Raw genomic sequence first — 20,433 nt, 5'->3', positions numbered from 1 at the left:
CAAATCCCCCGTGCAATAGCAATCGGGAGTGTGATCTGCAACCGACCTGGTCGGTCGCCCAAGAAGGCGACCGGAGGGCGACAAGAGGGTGATCAGATGGTCAGCCCGAGGTCCTGGGCCAGGATCGCCGCCTGCACCCGGCTGCGCAGCCGCAGCTTCGCCAGGATGCGGCTGACGTGCGTCTTGGTGGTCGCCTCCGCCATCTCCAGCCGGGCCGCGATCTCCCCGTTGGACATCCCGGAGCCGATGCAGGCCAGCACCTCCCGCTCGCGGCCGGTCAGCGCCCCCACCGCCGCCCGGGCCTCCGGTCCGACCGCCCGCTCGGGGCGGGCGAAGGCCCCGATCAGACGCTTGGTCACCGAGGGCGCCAGCATGCCGTCCCCGCGCGCCACCGTACGGATGCCCTCGACCAGGGTGTCCGCCTCCAGGTCCTTGAGCAGGAAGCCGGACGCGCCGGCCCGCAGCGCGCCGTAGACGTACTCGTCCAGGTCGAAGGTGGTCAGCACGAGCACCTGCCCGGCCCCGGCGGCGACCACCTCGCGGGTCGCCGAGACGCCGTCCAGCCGGGGCATCTGCACGTCCATCAGCACCACGTCCGGCCGCAGCTCCAGCGCCAGCCGGACGGCCTCCTCGCCGTCGGCGGCCTGCCCGACCACCTCGAAGCCCGGCTCGGCGCGCAGGATCATCACCAGCGCCGCCCGCACCGCCGCCTGGTCCTCGGCCACCAGTACCCGGATCGTCATGCCCGCCCCTCGTTCCCCTGGGCGCGCGGCAGCACCGCGCGCACCCTCCAGTACCCGTCCCGCGGCCCGGCCTCGAAGCTGCCGCCGAGCAGCCCGGCCCGTTCCGCCATGCCCACCAGCCCCGCCCGGGCGCCGGGCAGCCCGCGGCCCGGCCCGCCCCGGTACGGGCTGTCCACGGCGATCCGCAGCTCCTCCGGCGCGAACTCCAGCCGCAGGCTCACCAGTCCGGGCCCGGCGTGCTTGAGCGCGTTGGTCAGCGACTCCTGGACGATCCGGTACGCGGCCAGCCCGACCGGCACCGGCAGGTCGCCGCGCTCGCCGGACTCGGACAGCTCGAAGTCCAGCCCGACGTCCTGGCCGGCCGCCCGGGCCTTGGCCAGCAGGGCGTCCACCGCGGCCAGGTCGGGCGCCGCGTAGGACTCGTCCACCTCTCCCCCGCCGCTGTCCCGGAGCAGCCCGATCATGCGTCGCATTTCGGCCAATCCCTGGACGCTGTTCTCCCGGATCACCGCCAGCACCTCCACCAGCGGATCGTCCTCGGGCAGGCTCCGGCGCCGGGCCACCGACTGGGCGCCGGTGGCGTGGATCGCGATCGCCGACAGGTGGTTGGCCACCACGTCGTGCAACTCCCGTGCCATCCGGGCCCGTTCGGCGCCGATCGCCTCGCGCCGGTCCATCTCCGAGAGCAGCGCGGTCTGTTCCGCCCGCAGCCGCTCGGTCTCCGCCTCCTCCCGGTGCTTGCGCACCACGTCCCCGGTCCACACCGGGGCCAGGAAGACCAGCGAACTGACCACCACCACCAGCAGCGCGCCGGACGTCCCGCCGTAGATCGCCGCGAGGGTGGAGAGCGCCAGCACGGTGGCCCCGCCACTCAGGTGCAGCACCCGGGACATCCGCGGGGTCCCGTAGATCACCGCCGCGTACAGCAGGTCGGTGTACATGATCAGCGTCGCCAGCAGGCTGCCGGCGAACAGGCTGCCCGCGAAGGCCAGCCCGCCCAGCGACACCGCGAGCACCGGCCTGGTCCGGCGCACCAGCTCCAGCCCCGCCAGCACCACCAGCGGCAGCACCACCGCCCACAGCGGCACCCGGTCGGCCCGGTCGTACACCTTGAAGACGATCAGCACCGTACCGCCGAGCAGCCCGCAGAGGGCGATCAGCTGGTCCTGCCGGCGCGGGGAGAGGGCGGGGAACGGGAGGGGCACGTTCCCATCTCACCACCCCCGGCGGCCGGCCCGGCTCCGGTCCACGGAGGAGCCCGCTACATCGAAAGGTGCAGGCCGCTACGGCACCGCGCGACGACGACAGCGGCGCGCCCGCGCACCAGGCTGGAAGCACCGCCGAAACACCCGGGAGCAGAACGTGATCGTCACCCTCATCGTCGCGGCCGAGATCTCCTTCTGGATCCTGCTCGGCCTCGGCCTCGCCACCCGCTACCTGCTCCGGTGGCGCCGCACCAGCACCGCGCTGCTGGTCGGTCTGCCACTGGTGGACCTCACCCTCTACGCCCTCACCGTCCTCGACCTGCGCGGCGGCTCCACCGCGAGCTGGACGCACGCCCTCGCCGCGAGCTACGCGGGCTTCTCGATCGGCTACGGCCCCTCGCTGGTCCGCTGGGCCGACCGGCACTTCCTGCACCGCTTCGCCGGCGGCCCCAAGCCGCTGCCCTCGCCCAAGTACGGGCCCGAGCGGACCAGGTACGAGTGGCAGATCGCCGGCCGGACCGTCGTGTCCGCCGCCGTCACGCTGAGCCTGATCACCCTGCTCGTCCCGCTCTCCGCGGGCTCCGCCCACTTCGGCACCTTCCTCCAGTGGTACCTCAAGCTGGGCATCGCCGCCGTGGTCAACGTGATCGTGGCCGGCTGCTACTCGCTCTGGCCCAAGCAGCCGCCGGCCGGCGTGCTGGTCGAGGACGGCCGGGTGGTCACCGGGAAGACCCTCGCCGGGACCACCCCCGGCGGCACCCCCGCCGACCGGCCCTGAACCGTCGAGGGCCCGTCCCCGGACCCCCACGGGGGAGGAGTCCGGGGACGGGCCCTCGACGCGTTCTAGCGGTTCTCGCCCGGGACCCAGAGCACGTCGCCGCGCTCCTTGTTGGCCACCCGGGCCAGGATGAACAGCAGGTCGGACAGCCGGTTGAGGTACTTCGCGGTCAGCGGGTTGACGCTGTCGCCGTGCTCCGCGATCGCCGACCAGGTGGAGCGCTCGGCCCGCCGGACCACCGTGCAGGCCAGGTGCAGGTGGGCCGCCCCGGCCGTGCCGCCGGGCAGGATGAAGCTGCGCAGCTTCTCCACCCGCGCCAGGTAGTCGTCGCAGTCCGCCTCCAGCCGGTCGATGTAGGACTGCAGCACCCGCAGCGGCGGGTACTTCGGGTCCTCCACCACCGGGGTGGACAGGTCGGCGCCGACGTCGAACAGGTCGTTCTGGACCCGGACGAGCACCGCCGTCATGTCCTCCGGCAGCTCCCCCACGGCGAGGGCCACCCCGATCGCCGCGTTCGCCTCGTTGGCGTCCGCGTACGCGATCAGTCTCGGATCGGTCTTGCTGGTCCGGCTCATGTCGCCGAGCGCGGTGGTGCCGTCATCGCCGGTACGGGTGTAGATGCGCGTCAGATTGACCATGCGGCCAGCGTAGCCGCCGGGTTAGGCGGCGTTAACCCCGCCTGGAGAGGCCGCTACGCGACATTCACCCTCTGCCCGGGCGGGGCCGCCTCCAGCCAGGCCAGGAAGCCGGTCAGCGCGTCCTCGCTCATCGCCAGTTCCAGCGGCGCCCCGTTGTGCAGGCAGCGCAGCACCACCGAGCCGGACAGCAGCGCCAGCTCCTCCTGGCCCTCCGGGTAGCGCCGGCCGAGCACCTCGATCTCCCGGCGCGGAAGCATCTTGCGCGGGCGCGGGGCGTACGAGAAGACCCGGAACCACTCGATCGAGTCACCGCTGTAGCGGCCGATACCAAAAACCCACCCCTTGCCGTCGGTCGGGGGGACCGGGGCTGAGGTGGGTTTGCCGTTCTCGTCGAGGTCGGGCTGCGTCGAGGCGTCGGCGGGCATTTTGAGCCGGTAACTGCAGTCGAAGGTGCCGCCGACCCGCTGGATCAGGCGGCGTCGGACGGCGAAGGCCATCAGCCCGATCACTCCCAGGGCCACGACCGCCGCACACACCACAAGCGCGAGGACCATGCTCACCTACCTCCTCGCTACCCGCGTTCCCCGTAACGGTCGTATCAAGCGACCGCGCTGACCTACCAACTACGACGACAGTCCCGGGGTCACGCTCGCGCGTCCCCGGGACCGTCGGTCGACCCCGCTAAACCGGGGTCCGGCGCACTCAGGCGTGGGCCTTGAGGCCGCGCGCCGCGAACAGACGGACCTCGGCGCGCCGCTCGGCGTGCTCGTCCAGGCCCGACTTGGCCTTCTCCAGTGCGCGCTCGGCACGCGCGACGTCGATCTCGTCCGCCAGCTCGGCGATCTCCGCGAGCAGAGACAGCTTGTTGTCGGCGAAGGAGATGAAGCCGCCGTGCACCGCGGCGATCACGGTGCCGCCGTCCACCGTGCGGATGGTGACGGGACCGGTCTCCAGCACGCTCAGCACCGGGGTGTGGCCCGGCATGATGCCGGTGTCACCGGAGGCCGTACGGGCGACGACGATGGTGGCCGCACCGGACCACACCTTGCGGTCGGCTGCGACCAGCTCGACGTGCAGCTCAGCCAACGTGGGCTCCTAGGCTCATGCAACGCCCGATTACTCGGGAGTTTCGGTAAGAATAACGGCCCCGCGCCTCCGGCATGAAACCGGCGGCACGGATTTGACCGGAATCACAGCCGATGCGACGCGAGGGGTGGGTCCCAGGGCTGGGGCCCACCCCTCACGGTCACGCTCAGCTGCTACCGGCCGCGATTACTTCTTCGCCAGCTCGGCGGCGTTCTTCTCGAGGTCCTCGATGCCACCGCACATGAAGAAGGCCTGCTCCGGGACGGAGTCGTACTTGCCGTCCGCGATCGCGTTGAAGGCCTCGATGGTCTCCGACAGCGGCACGGTCGAACCCTCGACACCGGTGAACTGCTTCGCCACGTAGGTGTTCTGCGAGAGGAAGCGCTCGATGCGACGGGCACGGTGCACCGTGATCTTGTCCTCTTCGGACAGCTCGTCGATACCGAGGATCGCGATGATGTCCTGGAGGTCCTTGTACTTCTGCAGGATCCCCTTGATACGGATGGCCGTGTCGTAGTGGGTCTGCGCGATGTACCGCGGGTCGAGGATGCGGGACGTGGAGTCCAGCGGGTCGACGGCCGGGTAGATGCCCTTCTCCGAGATCGGGCGCGACAGAACGGTCGTCGCGTCCAGGTGGGCGAAGGTGGTGGCCGGCGCCGGGTCGGTCAGGTCGTCCGCGGGGACGTAGATCGCCTGCATCGAGGTGATCGAGTGACCGCGGGTCGAGGTGATGCGCTCCTGGAGGAGGCCCATCTCGTCGGCCAGGTTCGGCTGGTAGCCCACCGCGGAGGGCATGCGGCCGAGCAGGGTCGACACCTCGGAACCGGCCTGGGTGAACCGGAAGATGTTGTCGATGAAGAGGAGCACGTCCTGCTTCTCGACGTCACGGAAGTACTCCGCCATGGTCAGCGCGGACAGCGCGACCCGCAGACGGGTGCCCGGCGGCTCGTCCATCTGGCCGAAGACCAGCGCGGTCTTGTCCAGAACGCCCGAGTCGACCATCTCGTCGATGAGGTCGTTGCCCTCACGGGTGCGCTCGCCGACACCGGCGAACACCGACACACCACCGAAGTTCTCGGCGACGCGGTAGATCATCTCCTGGATCAGAACGGTCTTGCCGACACCGGCACCACCGAACAGACCGATCTTGCCACCCGTGACGTACGGGGTGAGCAGGTCGATGACCTTGATACCGGTCTCGAACATCTCGGTCTTGGACTCGAGGTCCTTGAACTCGGGAGCCTTGCGGTGGATCGGCCAGCGGACCTCGACCTGCTTGTCGAACTCCGCCTTGTCGACGTTCAGCACGTCACCGAGGGCGTTGAACACCTTGCCCTTGGTGATCTGGCCGACCGGGACGGAGATCGCCGCACCGGTGTCGGAGACCTGCGAACCGCGGACCAGGCCGTCGGTCGGCTGCATCGAGATGCCGCGGACCATGCCGTCGCCGAGGTGCTGGGCGACCTCGAGGGTCAGGATCTTCTTGCCCGTGCCGTCGGGGTTGTCCACCTCGACGTGCAGGGCGTTGTACATGTCCGGAATCGCGTCGACGGGGAACTCCACGTCGACGACCGGGCCGATGACCCGCGCGACGCGGCCCGTCGCCGTGGTCGGCTCAACAGTGGTGGTCATACTCATTCGCTCCCGCGGCTAGCGTCGGCGAGGGCGTTGGCGCCGCCGACGATCTCGCTGATTTCCTGGGTGATCTCGGCCTGACGGGCCGAGTTGGCAAGCCGCGTGAGCGACTTGATGAGCTCGCCGGCGTTGTCCGTCGCGCTCTTCATCGCGCGGCGGCGGGCGGCGTGCTCGGAAGCGGCCGACTGCAGCAGCGCGTTGTAGATCCGGCTCTCGACGTACCGCGGCAGGAGCGCGTCCAGGACGCCCTCCGCCGACGGCTCGAAGTCGTACAGCGGGAAGATCTCCGACTTGGCCGGCGACTGGTCGCTGAGCTGGACCTCGTCCAGCTTCAGCGGCAGCAGCCGCGCCTCGACCGCGTTCTGCGTCAGCATCGACACGAACTCGGTGGAGACCAGGTGCAGCTCGTCCACGCCGCCGGTCTCGGCCGTGAAGGCCTCGATCAGGTCGGCCGCCACGGTCTTCGCGTCACCGTAGGTCGGCTTGTCCGAGAACCCCGTCCACGAGTCCGCGACCGTCAGGCCGCGGAACGTGTAGTACGAGACGCCCTTGCGGCCGATGATGTACGTCACCACGTCCTTGCCCTCGGACCGCAGGCGCTCGCTGAGCACCTGGGCGGCCTTGATGGCGTTGGTCGAGTAGCCGCCCGCCAGGCCGCGGTCCGCCGTGATCAGCAGGACTGCGGCGCGCTTGGCGGCCGGGTTCTCGGTGGTGAGCGGGTGCTTGGCGTTGGACCGGGTGGCCACCGCCGTCACCGCCCGGGTGAGCTCATCGGCGTACGGAGTGGAGGCGGCCACCGCGCGCTGCGCCTTGACGATGCGCGACGCGGAGATCATCTCCATCGCCTTGGTGATCTTCTTCGTCGCGGTGACAGAGCGGATCCGGCGCTTGTAGACCCGAAGCTGTGCTCCCATGGGTCGTTACGTCCTTTCCCTCGCTACCGGACTCAGGCCTGCTCGGAGAGCAGCTTGCCGTCAGCGGTCTGGTACCCCTGCTTGAAGGCCTCGACGGCGCTGGTCAGCGCGTCGACGGTGCCGTCGGCCAGCAGGCCGGTCTCCACGATGCCGGCCAGCAGGTCCTTGTGCTGGAGGCGGACGTGGTCCAGGAACTCGCGCTCGAAGCGGCGGATCTCGGCGACCGGGACGTCGTCCAGCTTGCCGGTGGTGCCGGCCCAGATGGAGACGACCTGCTCCTCGACCGGGAACGGCTGGTACTGGCCCTGCTTCAGCAGCTCGACCATGCGCGCACCGCGCTCCAGCTGGGCCTTGGAGGCCGCGTCCAGGTCGGAACCGAAGGCGGCGAAGGCCTCCAGCTCACGGTACTGGGCGAGGTCCAGACGCAGGCGGCCGGCGACCGAGCGCATGGCCTTGATCTGGGCGGAGCCACCGACGCGGGAGACCGAGATACCGACGTTCACGGCCGGGCGGATGCCGGCGTTGAACAGGTCGGACTCCAGGAAGCACTGGCCGTCGGTGATGGAGATGACGTTGGTCGGGATGTACGCCGAGACGTCGTTGGCCTTGGTCTCGATGATCGGCAGACCGGTCATCGAGCCGCCGCCCAGGGCGTCGTTCAGCTTCGCGCAGCGCTCCAGCAGGCGGGAGTGCAGGTAGAAGACGTCACCCGGGTAGGCCTCGCGGCCCGGCGGGCGGCGCAGCAGCAGGGAGACGGAACGGTAGGCCTCGGCCTGCTTCGACAGGTCGTCGAAGATGATCAGGACGTGCTTGCCGTCGTACATCCACTCCTGGCCGATGGCCGAACCGGTGTACGGGGCGAGGTACTTGAAGCCGGCCGGGTCGGAGGCGGGAGCGGCCACGATGGTGGTGTACTCCAGCGCGCCGGCCTCCTCCAGGGCGCCGCGGACGGACGCGATGGTGGAGCCCTTCTGGCCCACGGCGACGTAGATGCAGCGGACCTGCTTCTCCGGGTCGCCCGAGCGCCAGTTGTCACGCTGGTTGATGATCGTGTCGACGGCCACCGCGGTCTTGCCGGTCTGGCGGTCGCCGATGATCAGCTGGCGCTGGCCGCGGCCGATCGGGGTCATCGCGTCGATGGCCTTGATACCGGTCTGCAGCGGCTGCTTGACCGACTTGCGGGCCATGACGCCGGGGGCCTGCAGCTCCAGGGCACGGCGACCGGTGGCGGCGATGTCGCCCAGGCCGTCGATCGGGTTGCCCAGCGGGTCCACGACGCGGCCGAGGTAGCCGTCGCCGACCGGAACCGAGAGGACCTCGCCGGTGCGGCGCACGGTCTGGCCCTCTTCGATGCCGCCGAACTCACCGAGGACGACGACACCGATCTCGCGGGTGTCGAGGTTCAGCGCGAGGCCGAGCGTGCCGTCCTCGAACTTCAGCAGCTCGTTCGCCATGACCGAGGGCAGGCCCTCGACATGCGCGATGCCGTCCGCCGCGTCAGTGACCTTGCCGACCTCTTCCACAGAAGCGGCGTCCGGCTGGTACGACTGGACAAAGTCGGCCAGCGCGTCCCGGATCTCCTCCGGACGGATCGTAAGCTCCGCCATCAGGCTTCCCTGCTCTCCTAGTTTGCGATCCTCGGCCCGCCATTGAGGGCCGCAAGTATTCGACTCTCGGCCGGGTCTTCCGAACCGGCCGTACGATGTGCCGGCTCCTTGGGGAGCCGGTTTCCCGACCGAGGGTCGGATGTGCTGCTTGGGTGCTCAGCCTTCGAGCGACTGGCGAGCGCCCTCGAGGCGGCTCGACACGGTGCCGTTGATGATCTCGTCGCCGATCTGCACCCGGACGCCGCCGACGACCTCGGGGTCGACGTCGATGTTCAGGTGGACCTGGCGGCCGTACATCCGGGCCAGAGCACCGGACAGGCGCTCCTTCTGGGTGTCCGACAGCGGCACCGCGGTGGTGACCAGGGCCACCACGCGGCCGCGGCGCGCGGCGGCGAGCTTCGAGTAGGACTCCAGGCCCTGCTCCAGGCTACGGCCACGCGGCACGTTGACGAGGGCGGTGACCAGCCGGACGGTACCGGCGTTGGCGCGGCCGCCGAGCAGCTTGCCGATCAGCCCGGCCTTCGCGACGGCACCGGCCTTCGGCTCGGTCAGCGCGGCGCGCAGCTCGTGCGAGCCGCTCACCACCCGGCCGAAGCGGAAGAGCTCGTCCTCGACGTCGTCCAGGGCGCCGGCCTTGTCCGCGGCGATGATCTCCGCGTAGGCGGCGAGCTCCTCGGTCGCGTCCACCAGGTCGCGCGAGCCCGACCAGCGGGAGCGGACCAGGCCGGAGACCAGGTCGACGGCCTCGCCGGAGACCTGGCCGGTCAGCAGCGAGGTGACCAGCTGGGCCTTGTCCTGGCCCGACCGCGAGGGGTCGGTCAGGACGCGGCGCAGCGACACCTCGCGGTCCAGCACGGCCGTGACGGCGGTGAGCTCCTCGGCGAGCTTGGCCGCGTCCACCGAGGTGGAGTCGGTCAGGCTCTCCAGGTTCTGCCGGCCGGCGACGAGGGCCTCACGGCTGGCGCCGATCACTTGGCCGCACCCTGAGCAACGGCGGCCTTGGCCTCCAGCTCGTCCAGGAAGCGGTCGATGACGCCGCTCTGCCGGGTGTGGTCCTCGAGGGACTCACCCACGATGCGGGACGCCAGCTGGGTGGCCAGCGAGCCCACGTCCTGACGCAGGGCGGCAGTGGCCTGCTTCTTGTCCGCCTCGATCTGGGCGTGACCGGCGGCGACGATGGCCTCGCGCTGGCGCTGGCCCTCCTCGCGCATCTCGGCGAGCTGGGCGGCACCCTGCTCGCGAGCCTGCTCGACGATGCGGGCAGCCTCGTGGCGCGCCTCGGCGAGCTCGGCGCGGTACTGCTCAAGCAGGGCCTGGGCCTCCACCTGGGCGGCCTCGGCGCGCTCCATCCCGCCCTCGATCGCGTCCCGGCGCTCCGACAGCACCTTCTCGATGCTGGGGAGGAGCTTCTTGCCGAGCAGACCGAAGACGATGAAGAAGCAGAGCAGGCCGATGATGATCTCGGGCCACGCGGGGAGGAGAGGGTTCATCTTCTCCTCGGCCGCGAGCTGGACGATCGCCATGCTCATATCTGGACCTTCCTCAGAAAGGGTCTACGGCGGGATTACTTGTTGCCGAAGACGAACGGCATGACGATGCCGATGAGGGCGAGCGCCTCGGTCAGCGCGAAGCCGATGAACATGTTGGAACGGATGAGACCGGCAGCCTCGGGCTGGCGGGCCATGGCCTGGACACCGTTACCGAAGATCAGACCGACGCCGATGCCGGGGCCGATGGCGGCGAGGCCGTAGCCCAGGGAGGCGACGGAACCGTAGACAGTGCCCTCAGCGAGGATGCTCATTGACGTTGTCCTTTGCAGGGTGGTGAACCGGTGGTGATTGGCCACCGGGCGATCCGGGACGGGAAGTGGTTCTCGGCGGGGCCGGGGCCCCGGGGCTCAGTGCGCCTCTTCCAGGGCACCGGCGATGTAGCTGCTGGCCAGCATCACGAAGATGTAGGCCTGCAGGAACTGGACCAGCAGCTCGAAGGCGGTCAGGCCGACGGCCACGATGAACGAGGCCGAGCCGTACAGCGCGCCCAGGGACGGGCTGAGCAGGTACCAGGAGGCGATGGAGAACATCACGATCAGCAGGTGGCCGGCGAACATGTTCGCGAAGGCTCGGACCGCGAGCGTGAAGGGGCGCACGAAGATGTTCGAGAAGAACTCGATCGGCACCAGGATGAACATGACCCAGCCGGGGATGCCCGACGGCCAGCAGAGGTTCTTGAGACCGCCGACGAAGCCGTGCTTCTTGAAGGTCAGCGTCATGTAGGTGATCCACACGACCGCAGCGAGGCCGGCCGGGAACGCGATCGCCGCCGACACCGGGAACTGTGCGAACGGGATGATCGACATGATGTTCATCAACCAGATGAAGAAGAACATCGAGACCAGCATCGGGACGTACTTCTCGCCCTTCTTGCCGATCGTCTCCAGCACGATGGAGCGCTTGACGAAGTCGTAGCCGATCTCACCGACCAGCTGCAGCTTGCCGGGGACGAGGCGCGGCTTGGCGAAGGCGGCCCAGAAGAACACGACGACCAGGAGCGCGACGATGATCGACAGCAGCATCGGCTTGTTGAACTCGATGCTGCCGATCGAGAAGATCGGCTTGAACTGGAACTCGTTCAGACCCGGGGCCGGGAAGCCACAGCCAGCGTCCCCGAAGTGGCAACTGCCTGAGGCGAGGGACGTGAGTTCAGCACTCACCGCGGACTCCTTCGTCGTGACGCATGGTTACGGCAACCTCGGTGTGTCGGCGTGGCCTGCGACCACGGAGCGGCACTGGAACTTGATGGGTTTCTCGCCGACCCCGCGCGCCGGTGCACGGCACCACAGCGGGATCATCGAAGACTGCGCGGATCAGGGGGGCGATCCGTCCGCTCTCCGGACAGACCAGGCCTCTTCCCGTACTCCGTTGTTGCGACGGACGATAGCAGCCCGTCAGTGCGGCATAAACACCGCCCCCCTCGTTGGGGGGACAGTTGGGCCTCGTCACTGTTGACGCCCCTTGTCGGAGGGCTTGTCGCCCTTCTTTTCGGAGGCGTCGGGGTCGACGTAGAAGGTTTTGGCCTTGAGCGCACCGCGCACCTGGAAGCCCGTCCAGATCAGGGCGCAGCCGAGCAGGGTGAACGCGAAGGCCTGCCGGTTGAACAGCTCGGTGTCCTTGAAGACCGCGAGCACGATGCCGACCAGCAGGATCTGCGTGGTGTACACCAGCAGCGCCGCGGCCATCATGATCTGCGGGTTCGACCTGGTCAGCCGGTCGAGCGCGACCTGGCCGAAGCTGAAGAAGGCCATCACGAGGAGCGCGCCGAAGAGGGCGCCGAGCAGCCCCTTCCCACCGGCAACGGCAAAGGAGATCACCATGGCGATGATTCCGGCGACCGCAGTGGGAATCGCGGCGCCTCGGAGGATCCGGGCGTCGGTGGACGGCATGTCGGCAGCTCCGGCGGCATGTCGATGTGGCGGGGGACGGGCACTGCGGTGGCGGGTGACACCGGACCGAGGCATCGCCGCGGGCCGCCATGTGAGCGACGGGCCCGGTGAGGGAGACCGACAGGGACGGAAGTCATCCACCTGTCAGGTCTTTCGGCGTGTTCTCGATACTCGTGAACGGTATCACAAACTATTTGATGAGAGCTTTACCATGAATGTGTGGCACCTGTCACACCAACGGCGCAACGATTCCGCCGTTCGGGTGACGGCCACCTGTCGTGGCATCAACTCCCTTGTCAGTGGCGGCCGGTGGCCTTGGGGTGGGAGCCGACCGCGGTGGAGCCCACGCCGGACTCCCGCCCGGCTTCACCCAGGAGTTCCTTGTCCTTCGCCGACAGTTCAGCCATCGGACCGCTCTGCTGCCGGCGGTAGCGCGGGGGGACGAAGGACTGCACCGCCCGCGGGGCGCGCGGTCGGAACCGCGGGGTGAGCAGCACCACCAGGCCGACCAGGCAGAGCCCGGCGAGCGTCAGGACGACGGTGCGGCCGGTGTTGGTCACCGAGAAGGCGACCGAGCCGAAGGCGATCAGCGCGGCCCAGAAGTACATGATCATCACGGCGCGGCTGTGCGAGTGCCCCACCTGGAGCAGCCGGTGGTGCAGGTGGCGCTTGTCCGCGGCGAACGGGGACTGGCCCGCCCAGGTGCGGCGCACCACCGCGAGCAGCAGGTCGGCCAGCGGCAGCGCGATGACCGTCAGCGGCAGCAGCAGCGGGATGTAGATCGGCACCAGGGCGTGCACGGCGGCGGTCTGCGAGCCGGCCTCGTTGCTGATCAGGTCCGGGTCGACCCGGCCGGTGATGGAGATCGCGGCGACGGCCAGCATCAGGCCCAGCATCATCGAGCCGGAGTCGCCCATGAAGATCCGCGCGGGGTGCATGTTGTGCGCCAGGAAGCCCAGGCACATGCCGATCAGCAGCACGCTGAACAGCACGGCGGGGGCCGCGTCGGAGATCGTGTAGCCGTACCAGAGCCGGTAGCTGTACAGGAAGAAGGCCATCGCGGCGATGCACACCATGCCGCCGGCCAGGCCGTCCAGGCCGTCGATGAAGTTCACCGCGTTGACCATGACGACGACCAGGGTGACCGAGATGACCATGCCCTGGGTCGGGCTCACCGCGACCGGGCCGACACCGGGCACCGGGAGGGTGATCACCGTGACGCCCTGCCAGACCATCACGCCGGCGGCGATCATCTGGCCGCCGAGCTTCACCAGCGCGTCCACGCCCCACTTGTCGTCGAGCACCCCGAGCAGGAACATGATCCCGGCCCCGGACAGCAGCGCGCGGATGTCGGTGCCCTGCGAGAACACCTTGCTCAGGTTGTCCAGCTGCGAGGCGACCAGGATGCCCGCGCACAGTCCGCCGAACATCGCGATGCCGCCGAGCCGCGGCGTGGGTTCGCGGTGCACGTCGCGGGCGCGCACCGGCGGCATGGCGCCGGCCGCGATGGCGAACTTCCGGACCGGGCCCGTCAACAGGTAGGTGACGGCGGCGGTGCAGAACAGCACCAGCAGATACTCACGCACCACTGGCCTCCTGCATCACTGTCGAACGGGGAAGTACCGAAGGTACTCCCCTGCCTTCCCGGGGTTCGAGGTGCGTCGCCACGGCACACACCTTATTGAGTCGGACGCCCGGACCGTGCATCGCGGTTCGCCCTCCCGGGTAGGAGATCCGGATACCCGCGGAAGGCCGCCGTCAGGCCCGGTCGGCGAAGGCCGCCGCCAGCTCCCGGACCCGCGCCGCGGCCGGGACGACCGCGTCCCCGGCGAGCACCCGCGCGATCAGCCCGGCGATCTCCGCCAGCTCCGGCTCCCCCATCCCCTGGCTGGTGACCGTGCCCGTGCCCAGCCGGATGCCGGAGGTCTCGGCGGCCGGCGCCGGGTCGTACGGCAGCGCGCACTTGCCGAGCAGCAGCCCGGCCGCCGCGCAGCGCCGCTCGGCCTCCGCGCCGGTCACGCCGAGCGGGCTCACGTCGGCGGTCACCAGATGGGTGTCGGTACCGCCCGTCAGGGGGCGCATTCCGGCCTCTGCGAGCCCTGCGGCGAGCGCCCGCGCCCCGGACACCGTCCGCTCCGCGTACGCCCGGTACGCGGGCTTCGAGGCCTCCGCGAGGGCCACCGCCTTGCCGGCCACCTCGTTCATCGCCGCGCCGCCCTGGCTGAACGGGAACACCGCCCGGTCGATCCGCTCGGCCAGCTCCGCGGTGCACAGCAGCAGCCCGCCGCGCGGGCCGCGCAGCAGCTTGTGGGTGGCCGCCACCGTGACGTCCGCGTACGGCACCGGGGAGGGCGCCACCCCGGCCGCGATCAGCCCGGTGGTCTGCGCGGCGGAGGCGATCAGGTAGGCGTCCACCTCGTCGGCGATCTCGCGGAACGCCGCCCAGTCCGGGTGCCGGGGGTGCGAGATCGAGCCCGCCACGATGGCCTTGGGGCGGTGCTGCCGGGCCAGGTCGCGGACCTGGTCGAGGTCGATCAGCCCGTCGGACTCGCGCACGCCGTAGCCGGTGAAGTCGAACCAGCGCCCGGAGAAGTTGGCGCGCGAGCCGCAGCTGAGGTGGCCGCCGTGCTCCAGCGACATCGCCAGCACCCCGTCGCCGGGCCGCAGCAGCGCCGCGTACGCCGCCAGCATCGCCGAAGTCGCCGACCGCGGCTGGACGTTGGCGTGCGGGGCGGCGAACAGCTCGCGGGCCCGGTCGATCGCCAACAGCTCGGCGGCGTCCGCCAGCGCGCAGCCGGTGTGGTGCCGTCGGCCCGGGTAGCCCTCGGCGTACTTGTCGATCAGCGGGCCGGTGAGCGCCGCCAGGACGGCGGGGGTGGTCAGGTTCTCCCCCGCCAGCAGCTGGATCGTCTCGGCGCGCCGCTCGGCCTCCGCGGCCAGCAGGTCGGCCAGCTGCGGATCGGCCCGGTGCAGCGCCTCGGACGCCCAGGGGCGCCCGGTCGTGGCGGTCGGGCCGGACGCGGCATCGGTGACGGTCATGGCGGGGCTCCCGGGCGCTGCGGGGACTGTGTCACCCAGCGTAGGACCGCTCCCGCCACCCGGCCCGCCGGGCCGCGGCCGAACGGCCCCGTGCGGCGCCCTGCCCGGGCCCGGCCCGTCAGCGCGGCGCGGGGACGCCGGTCAGCGCGGTGACCACCGGGTCGACCGCGTGGAATATCTCCTCGCCGCAGTTGCGGAACATGCCGATCGGCGCCCCGTACGGGTCGTCCACCTCGTCCGACTCCGGCGTGGCGGCCAGCAGCCAGCCGCGCAGCGCGGCGGCGGCCCGGACCAGCGCGCGGGCCCGCTCGGTGACGTCGGCGCCGCGCCTCGGGTCCGGCAGGGTGCCCGGGTCTATCGTCCGCACCAGGCGGGTGAACTCCTTCAGCGTGAAGGTGCGCAGCCCCGCCTCGTGGCCCATCGAGATCACCTGGGCGCGGTGGTCCAGCGTCGCCGTGAGCACCAGGTCGGCCTCGACCACGTGCTCGTCCAGCAGCTCGCGGCCGGTGAAGCCGCCGCTGTCGGCGCCGTACTCGTCGAGCACGGTCGCGGCGTGGTCCTCCATCGGCGCGCCCTCGTGGCCCCAGGTGCCGGCGCTCTCCACCAGGATCCGGCCGGCCACCCGGGGGCTCAGCCGGGTGTCCAGCTCACGCCGGGTCAGCCGCTCGGCGATCGGCGAGCGGCAGATGTTCCCCGTGCAGACGAACAGGATCCGGAAGTGGTCCAGCGGCCTGGGGCCCACGCTCAGGTACGGCGCTATGCCCGGCCCGGCGTGCAGCGAGGCGGTGGGCGTCAACTGCCGGCCTCCAGGTCGGGGACGACCTCCCTCAGCTGCTCGACGCTGATCGCACCGGCCCGCAGCAGGACCGGGACCTTGCCGGTGACGTCCACGATCGACGAGGTGGCGGAGTCCTCGGCCGCCCCGCCGTCCAGGTAGACCGAGACCGCGTCGCCGAGCTGGGCCTGTGCCTCGTCACAGGTCAGCGGGGAGACCCCGCCGATCCGGTTGGCACTGGAGACGGCCAGCGGGCCGGTGCTGTTCAGCAGCTCGATGGCGACCGGGTGCAGCGGCATCCGGACCGCGACGGTGCCGCGGGTGTCGCCGAGGTCCCAGCGCAGTGAGGGCTGGTGCCGGGCGACCAGGGTGAGCCCGCCCGGCCAGAAGGCGTCGACCAGCTCCCAGGCCTGCTCGGAGAAGTCGGTGACCAGGCCGTGCAGGGTGGTCGGCGAGCCGACCAGCACCGGCGAGGGCGTGTTGCGGCCGCGGCCGCGGGCGGCCATCAGCTCGCCGACCGCCTCCGGGGAGAAGGCGTCCGCACCGACCCCGTACAGGGTGTCGGTGGGCAGCACGACGAGTTCGCCGCGGCGGATGGCCGAGGCGGCCTCGCGCAGACCGGTGGCGCGGTCCCCGGCATCGGCACAGTCGTAACGGCGGCTCATCGGTGCGGTCCCCTTCCGGAGTGGCTCATGGCGTTACAGCGCAGCCTTGCGCGCCGTCGTACGGTGCTCGGTGGTCACGACCCGACCCTCCGGGCCGTGGTCCTGTGCCCGACGGTTCACGACCCGACCCTCCGGGCGGTCGTCCTGTGCCCGACTGTTCACGACCCGACCCTCCGGGCGGTCGTCCTGTGCCCGACTGTTCACGACCCGACCCTCCGGGCGGTCGTGAAACGGGGCCGGTTGTTCAGGTCGCGGTGGTCGGCGGTGTCCGTCCAGCCGTGTTCCTCGTTGAAGATCCACGGCACCTGGCCGCCCTGCTGGTCGGCGTGCTCGATCACCACCGCACCGCCCGGGCGCAGCAGTCGGGCCGCGACCCGCTCGATGCCGCGGATGGTGTCCAGGCCGTCCTCGCCGGAGAACAGCGACATCTGCGGGTCGTGGTCGCGGGCCTCCGGCGCGACGTACTCCCACTCGGTGAGCGGGATGTACGGCGGGTTGGAGATGACCAGGTCGAAGCGGCCGTCCCAGGAGCGGTCGTCCTCGAAGGCCTTGGTGGCGTCACCGGCGTGCAGGGTGACCCGGGCGCGGTCCGGGCTGGCCTCGATGTTGCGCCGGGTGTACTCCAGCGCCCCCTCGTCCAGTTCGAAGGCGTGCACGGTGGAGCGCGGCAGTTCCTGGGCCAGGGCGAGCGCGATCGCGCCGGAGCCGGAGCACAGGTCCACCACCAGCGGCTCGGCCACGTCCATGTCGCGCACCGCGTCTATCGCCCACTCGACGACCGTCTCGGTCTCCGGCCGGGGCACGAACACCCCGGGGCCGACCTCCAGTTCGAGGTAGCGGAAGAACGCCCGCCCGGTGATGTGCTGGAGCGGCTCGCGCGCCTCGCGGCGGGAGACCGCCTCCCAGTAGCGGGCGTCGAAGTCGGCGTCCTTCACCGTGTGCAGCTGGCTGCGCTTGACGCGGTGGACGTAGGCGGCGAGCTCCTCCGCGTCGAAGCGCGGCGACGGCACGCCGGCCGCGGCCAACCGCTGGGTGGCCTGGGCCACCTCGGCGAGCAGCAGGTTCATCCGTACGACCTCTTGTTTCTGCGCTCCGGCTTCGGGCGAAGCGCGGGCTGGGGCGCGCCGGTCTCAGTTCTCTTGGGCCGCGGCGGCGAGCTTGGCCTCCGCGTCCTTGTCGACGCAGGACTGGATCACCGCGTTCAGTTCGCCGTCCAGGACCTGGTCCAGGTTGTACGCCTTGAATCCGGTGCGGTGGTCCGAGATGCGGTTCTCGGGGTAGTTGTACGTGCGGATCCGCTCCGAGCGGTCGACCGTACGGACCTGGCTGCGGCGCGCGTCCGATGCCTCCCGCTCGGCCTCCTCCTGCGCGGCGGCCAGCAGCCGCGAACGCAGGATGCGCATCGCCTGCTCCTTGTTCTGGAGCTGGCTCTTCTCGTTCTGGCAGGACGCCACGATACCGGTCGGCAGGTGGGTGATCCGGACCGCGGAGTCGGTGGTGTTGACCGACTGGCCGCCGGGGCCGGAGGAGCGGTAGACGTCGATCCGCAGGTCGTTGGCGACGATCTCGACCTCGACCTCCTCCGCCTCGGGGGTGACCAGCACGCCCGCCGCGGAGGTGTGGATGCGGCCCTGGGACTCGGTGGCGGGGACGCGCTGCACGCGGTGCACGCCGCCCTCGTACTTCAGCCGGGCCCAGACGCCCTGGCCGGGCTCGGCGTTGCCCTTGGTCTTCACGGCCACCGAGACGTCCTTGTAGCCGCCGAGGTCGGACTCGTTGGAGTCGATGATCTCGGTCTTCCAGCCGATCCGCTCCGCGTAGCGCAGGTACATCCGGAGCAGGTCGCCGGCGAACAGCGCGGACTCCTCGCCGCCCTCGCCCGCCTTGATCTCCAGGATGACGTCCTTGTCGTCACTCGGGTCGCGCGGCACCAGCAGCAGCCGCAGCTCCTCGGTGAGCTCGTCCCTGCGGGCCTCGGAGGCCTTCGCCTCGGCGATGAACTCCGGGTCCTCCGCGGCGAGTTCGCGCGCGGCCTCGATGTCCTCGCCGGCCTGCCGCCACTGCCGGTAGACCCGGGTGATCGGGGTCAGCTCGGCGTACCGCTTGGCCAGCTTGCGGGCGTTGGCCTGGTCGGCGTGGACGGACGGGTCGGCCAGCCTCGTCTCGAGGTCGGCGTGCTCGACGAGGAGCTCTTCGACTGCCTCGAACATGGGGTGGCCTTCTTCCCGGTGACTCGGAAACGTGTGGGGGGGTGGGGAATTCGCGGGGGGACGCGAACGGCGCCGGCCCCCAGCGCCCCCGACAACGAGTACGGGGGCACCGGGAACCGGCGCCGAGGGAGCGCTAGGCCTTCGCGCTGTGCTGCTTGCCGAAGCGGGCCTCGAAGCGGGCCACGCGGCCACCGGTGTCGAGGATCTTCTGCTTGCCGGTGTAGAACGGGTGGCACTGCGAGCAGACCTCGGCGCGGATCTCGCCACTGGTCTCGGTCGAGCGGGTGGTGAACTCGGCGCCGCAGGTGCAGGTCACGCGCGTGACCACGTACTCGGGGTGAACGTTGGGCTTCAAGGGGTTCTCCTAGGTTTCGGGAGGGTACCGGGTCGGCGGCTGGGGCGCCGCACGTGAACCGGGACCGACGGACCAGTCTGCCAGGACCGGCCGCATCTTCCCAAACCGGGTCGCGTTCCGGGATATTCCGGACCCCCCTCAGCGCGTGGCGGTGGCCTTCGCGGACGGCTTCCCCGCGGCCGGCGCGGGGGCCGTGGGGGCCGTGGGGGCCGCCTGGGCGGGGTTCTCCGGCTGTTCGGAGACGATCGCGGAGGGGAACGGCTGGTCGGCCTTGAGCGCCGCCCAGACCTGCCCCGCCTGCGGCTGCAGCGGGACCACCCGGTTCGGGTCGCTGGGGGCCGTCTCCACCGGCAGGGTGACCATGCTCAGCTGGTCCGGGCCTATCCCCTTGAGCTCCTGGGCCAGCCCCACCAGCGAGTTCACCGAGCCGAGCGCGGAGTCGGTGGTGATGCTCCTGGTCACCGTGTCGCCGACCGACCACAGCTTGACCGGGTTGGTGAGCATCCCGCTCCCCCCGACCTGCCGCAGCAGCGACTTCACCATCTGCTTCTGGAGCTCGATCCGGCCGAGGTCGCTGCCGTCGCCGACGCCGTGCCGGGTGCGCACGAAGGCCAGCGCCTGCTGTCCGTCCAGGTGGTGCTCGCCGGGCGGCAGGTCGAGTCCGCTGTCCTTGTCGTGGATGGCCACCGTGGTGGTCACGGTGGCCCCGCCTATCGCGTCCACGACCCGGGCGAAGCCGGCGAAGTCGACCTGCAGGTAGTGGTCCATCCGCAGCCCGGTGAGCTGCTCGGTGGTCTTGACCGCGCAGGCCGCGCCGCCGCTCTCGAAGGCGCTGTTGTACATCGCGCGCTTGGCGCCGGGCACCGGCTTGCCGTTCGCGTCGACGCAGTCGGGGCGGGCGACCAGGGTGTCGCGCGGGATCGAGACGACCTGGGCGCCGGAGTGGGCCTGGTTGACGTGCACCACCATCGCGGTGTCCGAGCGGGCGGTGCCGCCGGTGTCCCCGCCGGCGACCGAGCCGTTGTCGCCGGACCGCGAATCGGAGCCGAGCACCAGGATGTTGAAGGAGCCGTCGGTGGCGGCCGGCGGCCGGGCGTCGCCGAGCCGGGCGTCGATGTCGACGCTCGTGATGTTCCCGTTGAGCCTGAAGTAGGCGAAGAGGCCCGCGCCGGCGCCGAGGACGACGAGCGCGGCGAACGCGCAGGCGGCCGTCCGCAGGATTCTGCGGCGGCGACTCAGGACCCTCTTGTGCTCGGCCATACGGTCCAGAGTAAATCGGACAACATGATCCAAACGCCCCCAAGGTGTCCCGACTCTGGAACAAAGCGGCCAGGACGCACGGAA

Annotated in this window: 22 protein-coding genes; 1 reads left to right on the top strand and 21 read right to left on the bottom strand. The window is 70.7% G+C overall.

Features of this window, described 5'->3' with window-relative positions; all coding sequences use genetic code 11:
- Positions 1 to 92: 92 nt before the first annotated feature.
- Together ACFY4B_RS15700 and ACFY4B_RS15695 are read right to left on the bottom strand one after the other, a co-directional pair.
- Positions 93 to 743 (bottom strand): response regulator transcription factor, encoded by a 651-nt coding sequence (locus ACFY4B_RS15700; RefSeq protein WP_049651798.1) that lies wholly within the window; start codon positions 741 to 743, stop codon positions 93 to 95.
- Positions 740 to 1,948, bottom strand: coding sequence for a sensor histidine kinase (locus tag ACFY4B_RS15695; RefSeq protein WP_074001452.1), 1,209 nt, complete (start codon positions 1,946 to 1,948; stop codon positions 740 to 742). Before ACFY4B_RS15695 ends, ACFY4B_RS15700 begins: the two co-directional genes overlap by 4 nt.
- 157 nt (positions 1,949 to 2,105) lie before the next feature.
- On the opposite strand from ACFY4B_RS15695, the gene ACFY4B_RS15690 reads away from it, so the two are divergent.
- Positions 2,106 to 2,726 carry a hypothetical protein gene (locus tag ACFY4B_RS15690; RefSeq protein ID WP_063780161.1) on the top strand — a complete coding sequence of 207 codons (621 nt, stop codon included), beginning with the start codon at positions 2,106 to 2,108 and terminating at the stop codon, positions 2,724 to 2,726.
- 65 nt (positions 2,727 to 2,791) lie between these two features.
- On the opposite strand, the gene ACFY4B_RS15685 is transcribed toward ACFY4B_RS15690, so the two are convergent.
- The 19 genes from ACFY4B_RS15685 to ACFY4B_RS15595 form a co-directional block, all read right to left on the bottom strand.
- Complete coding sequence (locus ACFY4B_RS15685; protein ID WP_049651800.1) at positions 2,792 to 3,364, bottom strand: cob(I)yrinic acid a,c-diamide adenosyltransferase; 573 nt, start codon at positions 3,362 to 3,364, stop codon at positions 2,792 to 2,794.
- A 53-nt stretch (positions 3,365 to 3,417) separates the two neighbouring features.
- Positions 3,418 to 3,918, bottom strand: coding sequence for a DUF2550 domain-containing protein (locus ACFY4B_RS15680; RefSeq protein ID WP_049651801.1), 501 nt, complete (start codon positions 3,916 to 3,918; stop codon positions 3,418 to 3,420).
- A gap of 148 nt (positions 3,919 to 4,066) precedes the next feature.
- Positions 4,067 to 4,450 carry a F0F1 ATP synthase subunit epsilon gene (locus ACFY4B_RS15675; protein WP_030235805.1) on the bottom strand — a complete coding sequence of 128 codons (384 nt, stop codon included), beginning with the start codon at positions 4,448 to 4,450 and terminating at the stop codon, positions 4,067 to 4,069.
- A 186-nt stretch (positions 4,451 to 4,636) separates the two neighbouring features.
- Positions 4,637 to 6,082: a F0F1 ATP synthase subunit beta gene (gene atpD / locus ACFY4B_RS15670; protein ID WP_049651802.1), complete on the bottom strand. Its 1,446-nt coding sequence runs from the start codon at positions 6,080 to 6,082 to the stop codon at positions 4,637 to 4,639.
- A 2-nt stretch (positions 6,083 to 6,084) separates the two neighbouring features.
- Entirely contained in the window at positions 6,085 to 6,999 is a 915-nt protein-coding gene (locus ACFY4B_RS15665) for a F0F1 ATP synthase subunit gamma (RefSeq protein WP_049651803.1), read from the bottom strand.
- A gap of 32 nt (positions 7,000 to 7,031) precedes the next feature.
- Positions 7,032 to 8,606, bottom strand: coding sequence for a F0F1 ATP synthase subunit alpha (atpA, locus tag ACFY4B_RS15660; protein WP_049651804.1), 1,575 nt, complete (start codon positions 8,604 to 8,606; stop codon positions 7,032 to 7,034).
- Between the two features lie 156 nt (positions 8,607 to 8,762).
- Entirely contained in the window at positions 8,763 to 9,578 is an 816-nt protein-coding gene (locus ACFY4B_RS15655) for a F0F1 ATP synthase subunit delta (RefSeq protein ID WP_049651805.1), read from the bottom strand.
- Positions 9,575 to 10,135, bottom strand: coding sequence for a F0F1 ATP synthase subunit B (locus ACFY4B_RS15650; protein ID WP_107086439.1), 561 nt, complete (start codon positions 10,133 to 10,135; stop codon positions 9,575 to 9,577). The genes ACFY4B_RS15655 and ACFY4B_RS15650 overlap by 4 nt, the downstream gene beginning before the upstream one ends.
- A gap of 35 nt (positions 10,136 to 10,170) precedes the next feature.
- Positions 10,171 to 10,407 carry an ATP synthase F0 subunit C gene (atpE, locus tag ACFY4B_RS15645; protein WP_031074289.1) on the bottom strand — a complete coding sequence of 79 codons (237 nt, stop codon included), beginning with the start codon at positions 10,405 to 10,407 and terminating at the stop codon, positions 10,171 to 10,173.
- A gap of 96 nt (positions 10,408 to 10,503) precedes the next feature.
- Positions 10,504 to 11,316, bottom strand: a complete 813-nt coding sequence (atpB, locus tag ACFY4B_RS15640; protein WP_049651806.1) for a F0F1 ATP synthase subunit A — start codon at positions 11,314 to 11,316, stop codon at positions 10,504 to 10,506.
- A 285-nt stretch (positions 11,317 to 11,601) separates the two neighbouring features.
- Positions 11,602 to 12,045 (bottom strand): hypothetical protein, encoded by a 444-nt coding sequence (locus ACFY4B_RS15635; RefSeq protein WP_049651807.1) that lies wholly within the window; start codon positions 12,043 to 12,045, stop codon positions 11,602 to 11,604.
- Positions 12,046 to 12,341: 296 nt separating this feature from the next.
- Positions 12,342 to 13,631, bottom strand: coding sequence for an MraY family glycosyltransferase (locus tag ACFY4B_RS15630; RefSeq protein WP_049651812.1), 1,290 nt, complete (start codon positions 13,629 to 13,631; stop codon positions 12,342 to 12,344).
- Between the two features lie 172 nt (positions 13,632 to 13,803).
- Positions 13,804 to 15,084, bottom strand: coding sequence for a serine hydroxymethyltransferase (glyA, locus tag ACFY4B_RS15625; protein WP_049651808.1), 1,281 nt, complete (start codon positions 15,082 to 15,084; stop codon positions 13,804 to 13,806).
- A gap of 118 nt (positions 15,085 to 15,202) precedes the next feature.
- Positions 15,203 to 15,862 carry a protein-tyrosine-phosphatase gene (locus tag ACFY4B_RS15620; RefSeq protein ID WP_369808349.1) on the bottom strand — a complete coding sequence of 220 codons (660 nt, stop codon included), beginning with the start codon at positions 15,860 to 15,862 and terminating at the stop codon, positions 15,203 to 15,205.
- 14 nt (positions 15,863 to 15,876) lie between these two features.
- On the bottom strand, positions 15,877 to 16,524 hold the full coding sequence (locus ACFY4B_RS15615) for an L-threonylcarbamoyladenylate synthase (RefSeq protein ID WP_049658072.1): 648 nt from the start codon (positions 16,522 to 16,524) through the stop codon (positions 15,877 to 15,879).
- Between the two features lie 200 nt (positions 16,525 to 16,724).
- A complete protein-coding gene (prmC, locus tag ACFY4B_RS15610) occupies positions 16,725 to 17,591 on the bottom strand; it encodes a peptide chain release factor N(5)-glutamine methyltransferase (protein WP_049658073.1) in 867 nt (288 codons plus the stop codon).
- A gap of 63 nt (positions 17,592 to 17,654) precedes the next feature.
- Positions 17,655 to 18,734 carry a peptide chain release factor 1 gene (gene prfA, locus ACFY4B_RS15605; protein ID WP_049658075.1) on the bottom strand — a complete coding sequence of 360 codons (1,080 nt, stop codon included), beginning with the start codon at positions 18,732 to 18,734 and terminating at the stop codon, positions 17,655 to 17,657.
- Positions 18,735 to 18,867: 133 nt separating this feature from the next.
- Complete coding sequence (rpmE, locus tag ACFY4B_RS15600; protein WP_030057539.1) at positions 18,868 to 19,089, bottom strand: 50S ribosomal protein L31; 222 nt, start codon at positions 19,087 to 19,089, stop codon at positions 18,868 to 18,870.
- Positions 19,090 to 19,227: 138 nt separating this feature from the next.
- On the bottom strand, positions 19,228 to 20,349 hold the full coding sequence (locus ACFY4B_RS15595; protein WP_387968272.1) for an LCP family protein: 1,122 nt from the start codon (positions 20,347 to 20,349) through the stop codon (positions 19,228 to 19,230).
- Positions 20,350 to 20,433 lie beyond the last annotated feature (84 nt).

The organism is Kitasatospora sp. NPDC001261, from assembly GCF_042896795.1.
In the GTDB taxonomy this organism is placed as follows: Bacteria; Actinomycetota; Actinomycetes; order Streptomycetales; family Streptomycetaceae; genus Kitasatospora.
This window is presented reverse-complemented; position numbering and strand designations above follow the sequence as displayed.

Excerpts from the sequence above, each read along its gene's own strand:
- atpA (WP_049651804.1), bottom strand. The coding sequence starts at position 8,606 with ATGGCGGAGCTTACGATCCGTCCGGAGGAGATCCGGGACGCGCTGGCC.
- prfA (WP_049658075.1), bottom strand. The coding sequence starts at position 18,734 with ATGTTCGAGGCAGTCGAAGAGCTCCTCGTCGAGCACGCCGACCTCGAG.
- ACFY4B_RS15680 (WP_049651801.1), bottom strand. The coding sequence starts at position 3,918 with ATGGTCCTCGCGCTTGTGGTGTGTGCGGCGGTCGTGGCCCTGGGAGTG.
- ACFY4B_RS15685 (WP_049651800.1), bottom strand. The coding sequence starts at position 3,364 with ATGGTCAATCTGACGCGCATCTACACCCGTACCGGCGATGACGGCACC.
- ACFY4B_RS15635 (WP_049651807.1), bottom strand. The coding sequence starts at position 12,045 with ATGCCGTCCACCGACGCCCGGATCCTCCGAGGCGCCGCGATTCCCACT.
- ACFY4B_RS15595 (WP_387968272.1), bottom strand. The coding sequence starts at position 20,349 with ATGGCCGAGCACAAGAGGGTCCTGAGTCGCCGCCGCAGAATCCTGCGG.
- glyA (WP_049651808.1), bottom strand. The coding sequence starts at position 15,084 with ATGACCGTCACCGATGCCGCGTCCGGCCCGACCGCCACGACCGGGCGC.
- ACFY4B_RS15665 (WP_049651803.1), bottom strand. The coding sequence starts at position 6,999 with ATGGGAGCACAGCTTCGGGTCTACAAGCGCCGGATCCGCTCTGTCACC.
- atpD (WP_049651802.1), bottom strand. The coding sequence starts at position 6,082 with ATGACCACCACTGTTGAGCCGACCACGGCGACGGGCCGCGTCGCGCGG.
- atpE (WP_031074289.1), bottom strand. The coding sequence starts at position 10,407 with ATGAGCATCCTCGCTGAGGGCACTGTCTACGGTTCCGTCGCCTCCCTG.
- ACFY4B_RS15650 (WP_107086439.1), bottom strand. The coding sequence starts at position 10,135 with ATGAGCATGGCGATCGTCCAGCTCGCGGCCGAGGAGAAGATGAACCCT.
- prmC (WP_049658073.1), bottom strand. The coding sequence starts at position 17,591 with ATGAACCTGCTGCTCGCCGAGGTGGCCCAGGCCACCCAGCGGTTGGCC.
- ACFY4B_RS15700 (WP_049651798.1), bottom strand. The coding sequence starts at position 743 with ATGACGATCCGGGTACTGGTGGCCGAGGACCAGGCGGCGGTGCGGGCG.
- ACFY4B_RS15615 (WP_049658072.1), bottom strand. The coding sequence starts at position 16,524 with ATGAGCCGCCGTTACGACTGTGCCGATGCCGGGGACCGCGCCACCGGT.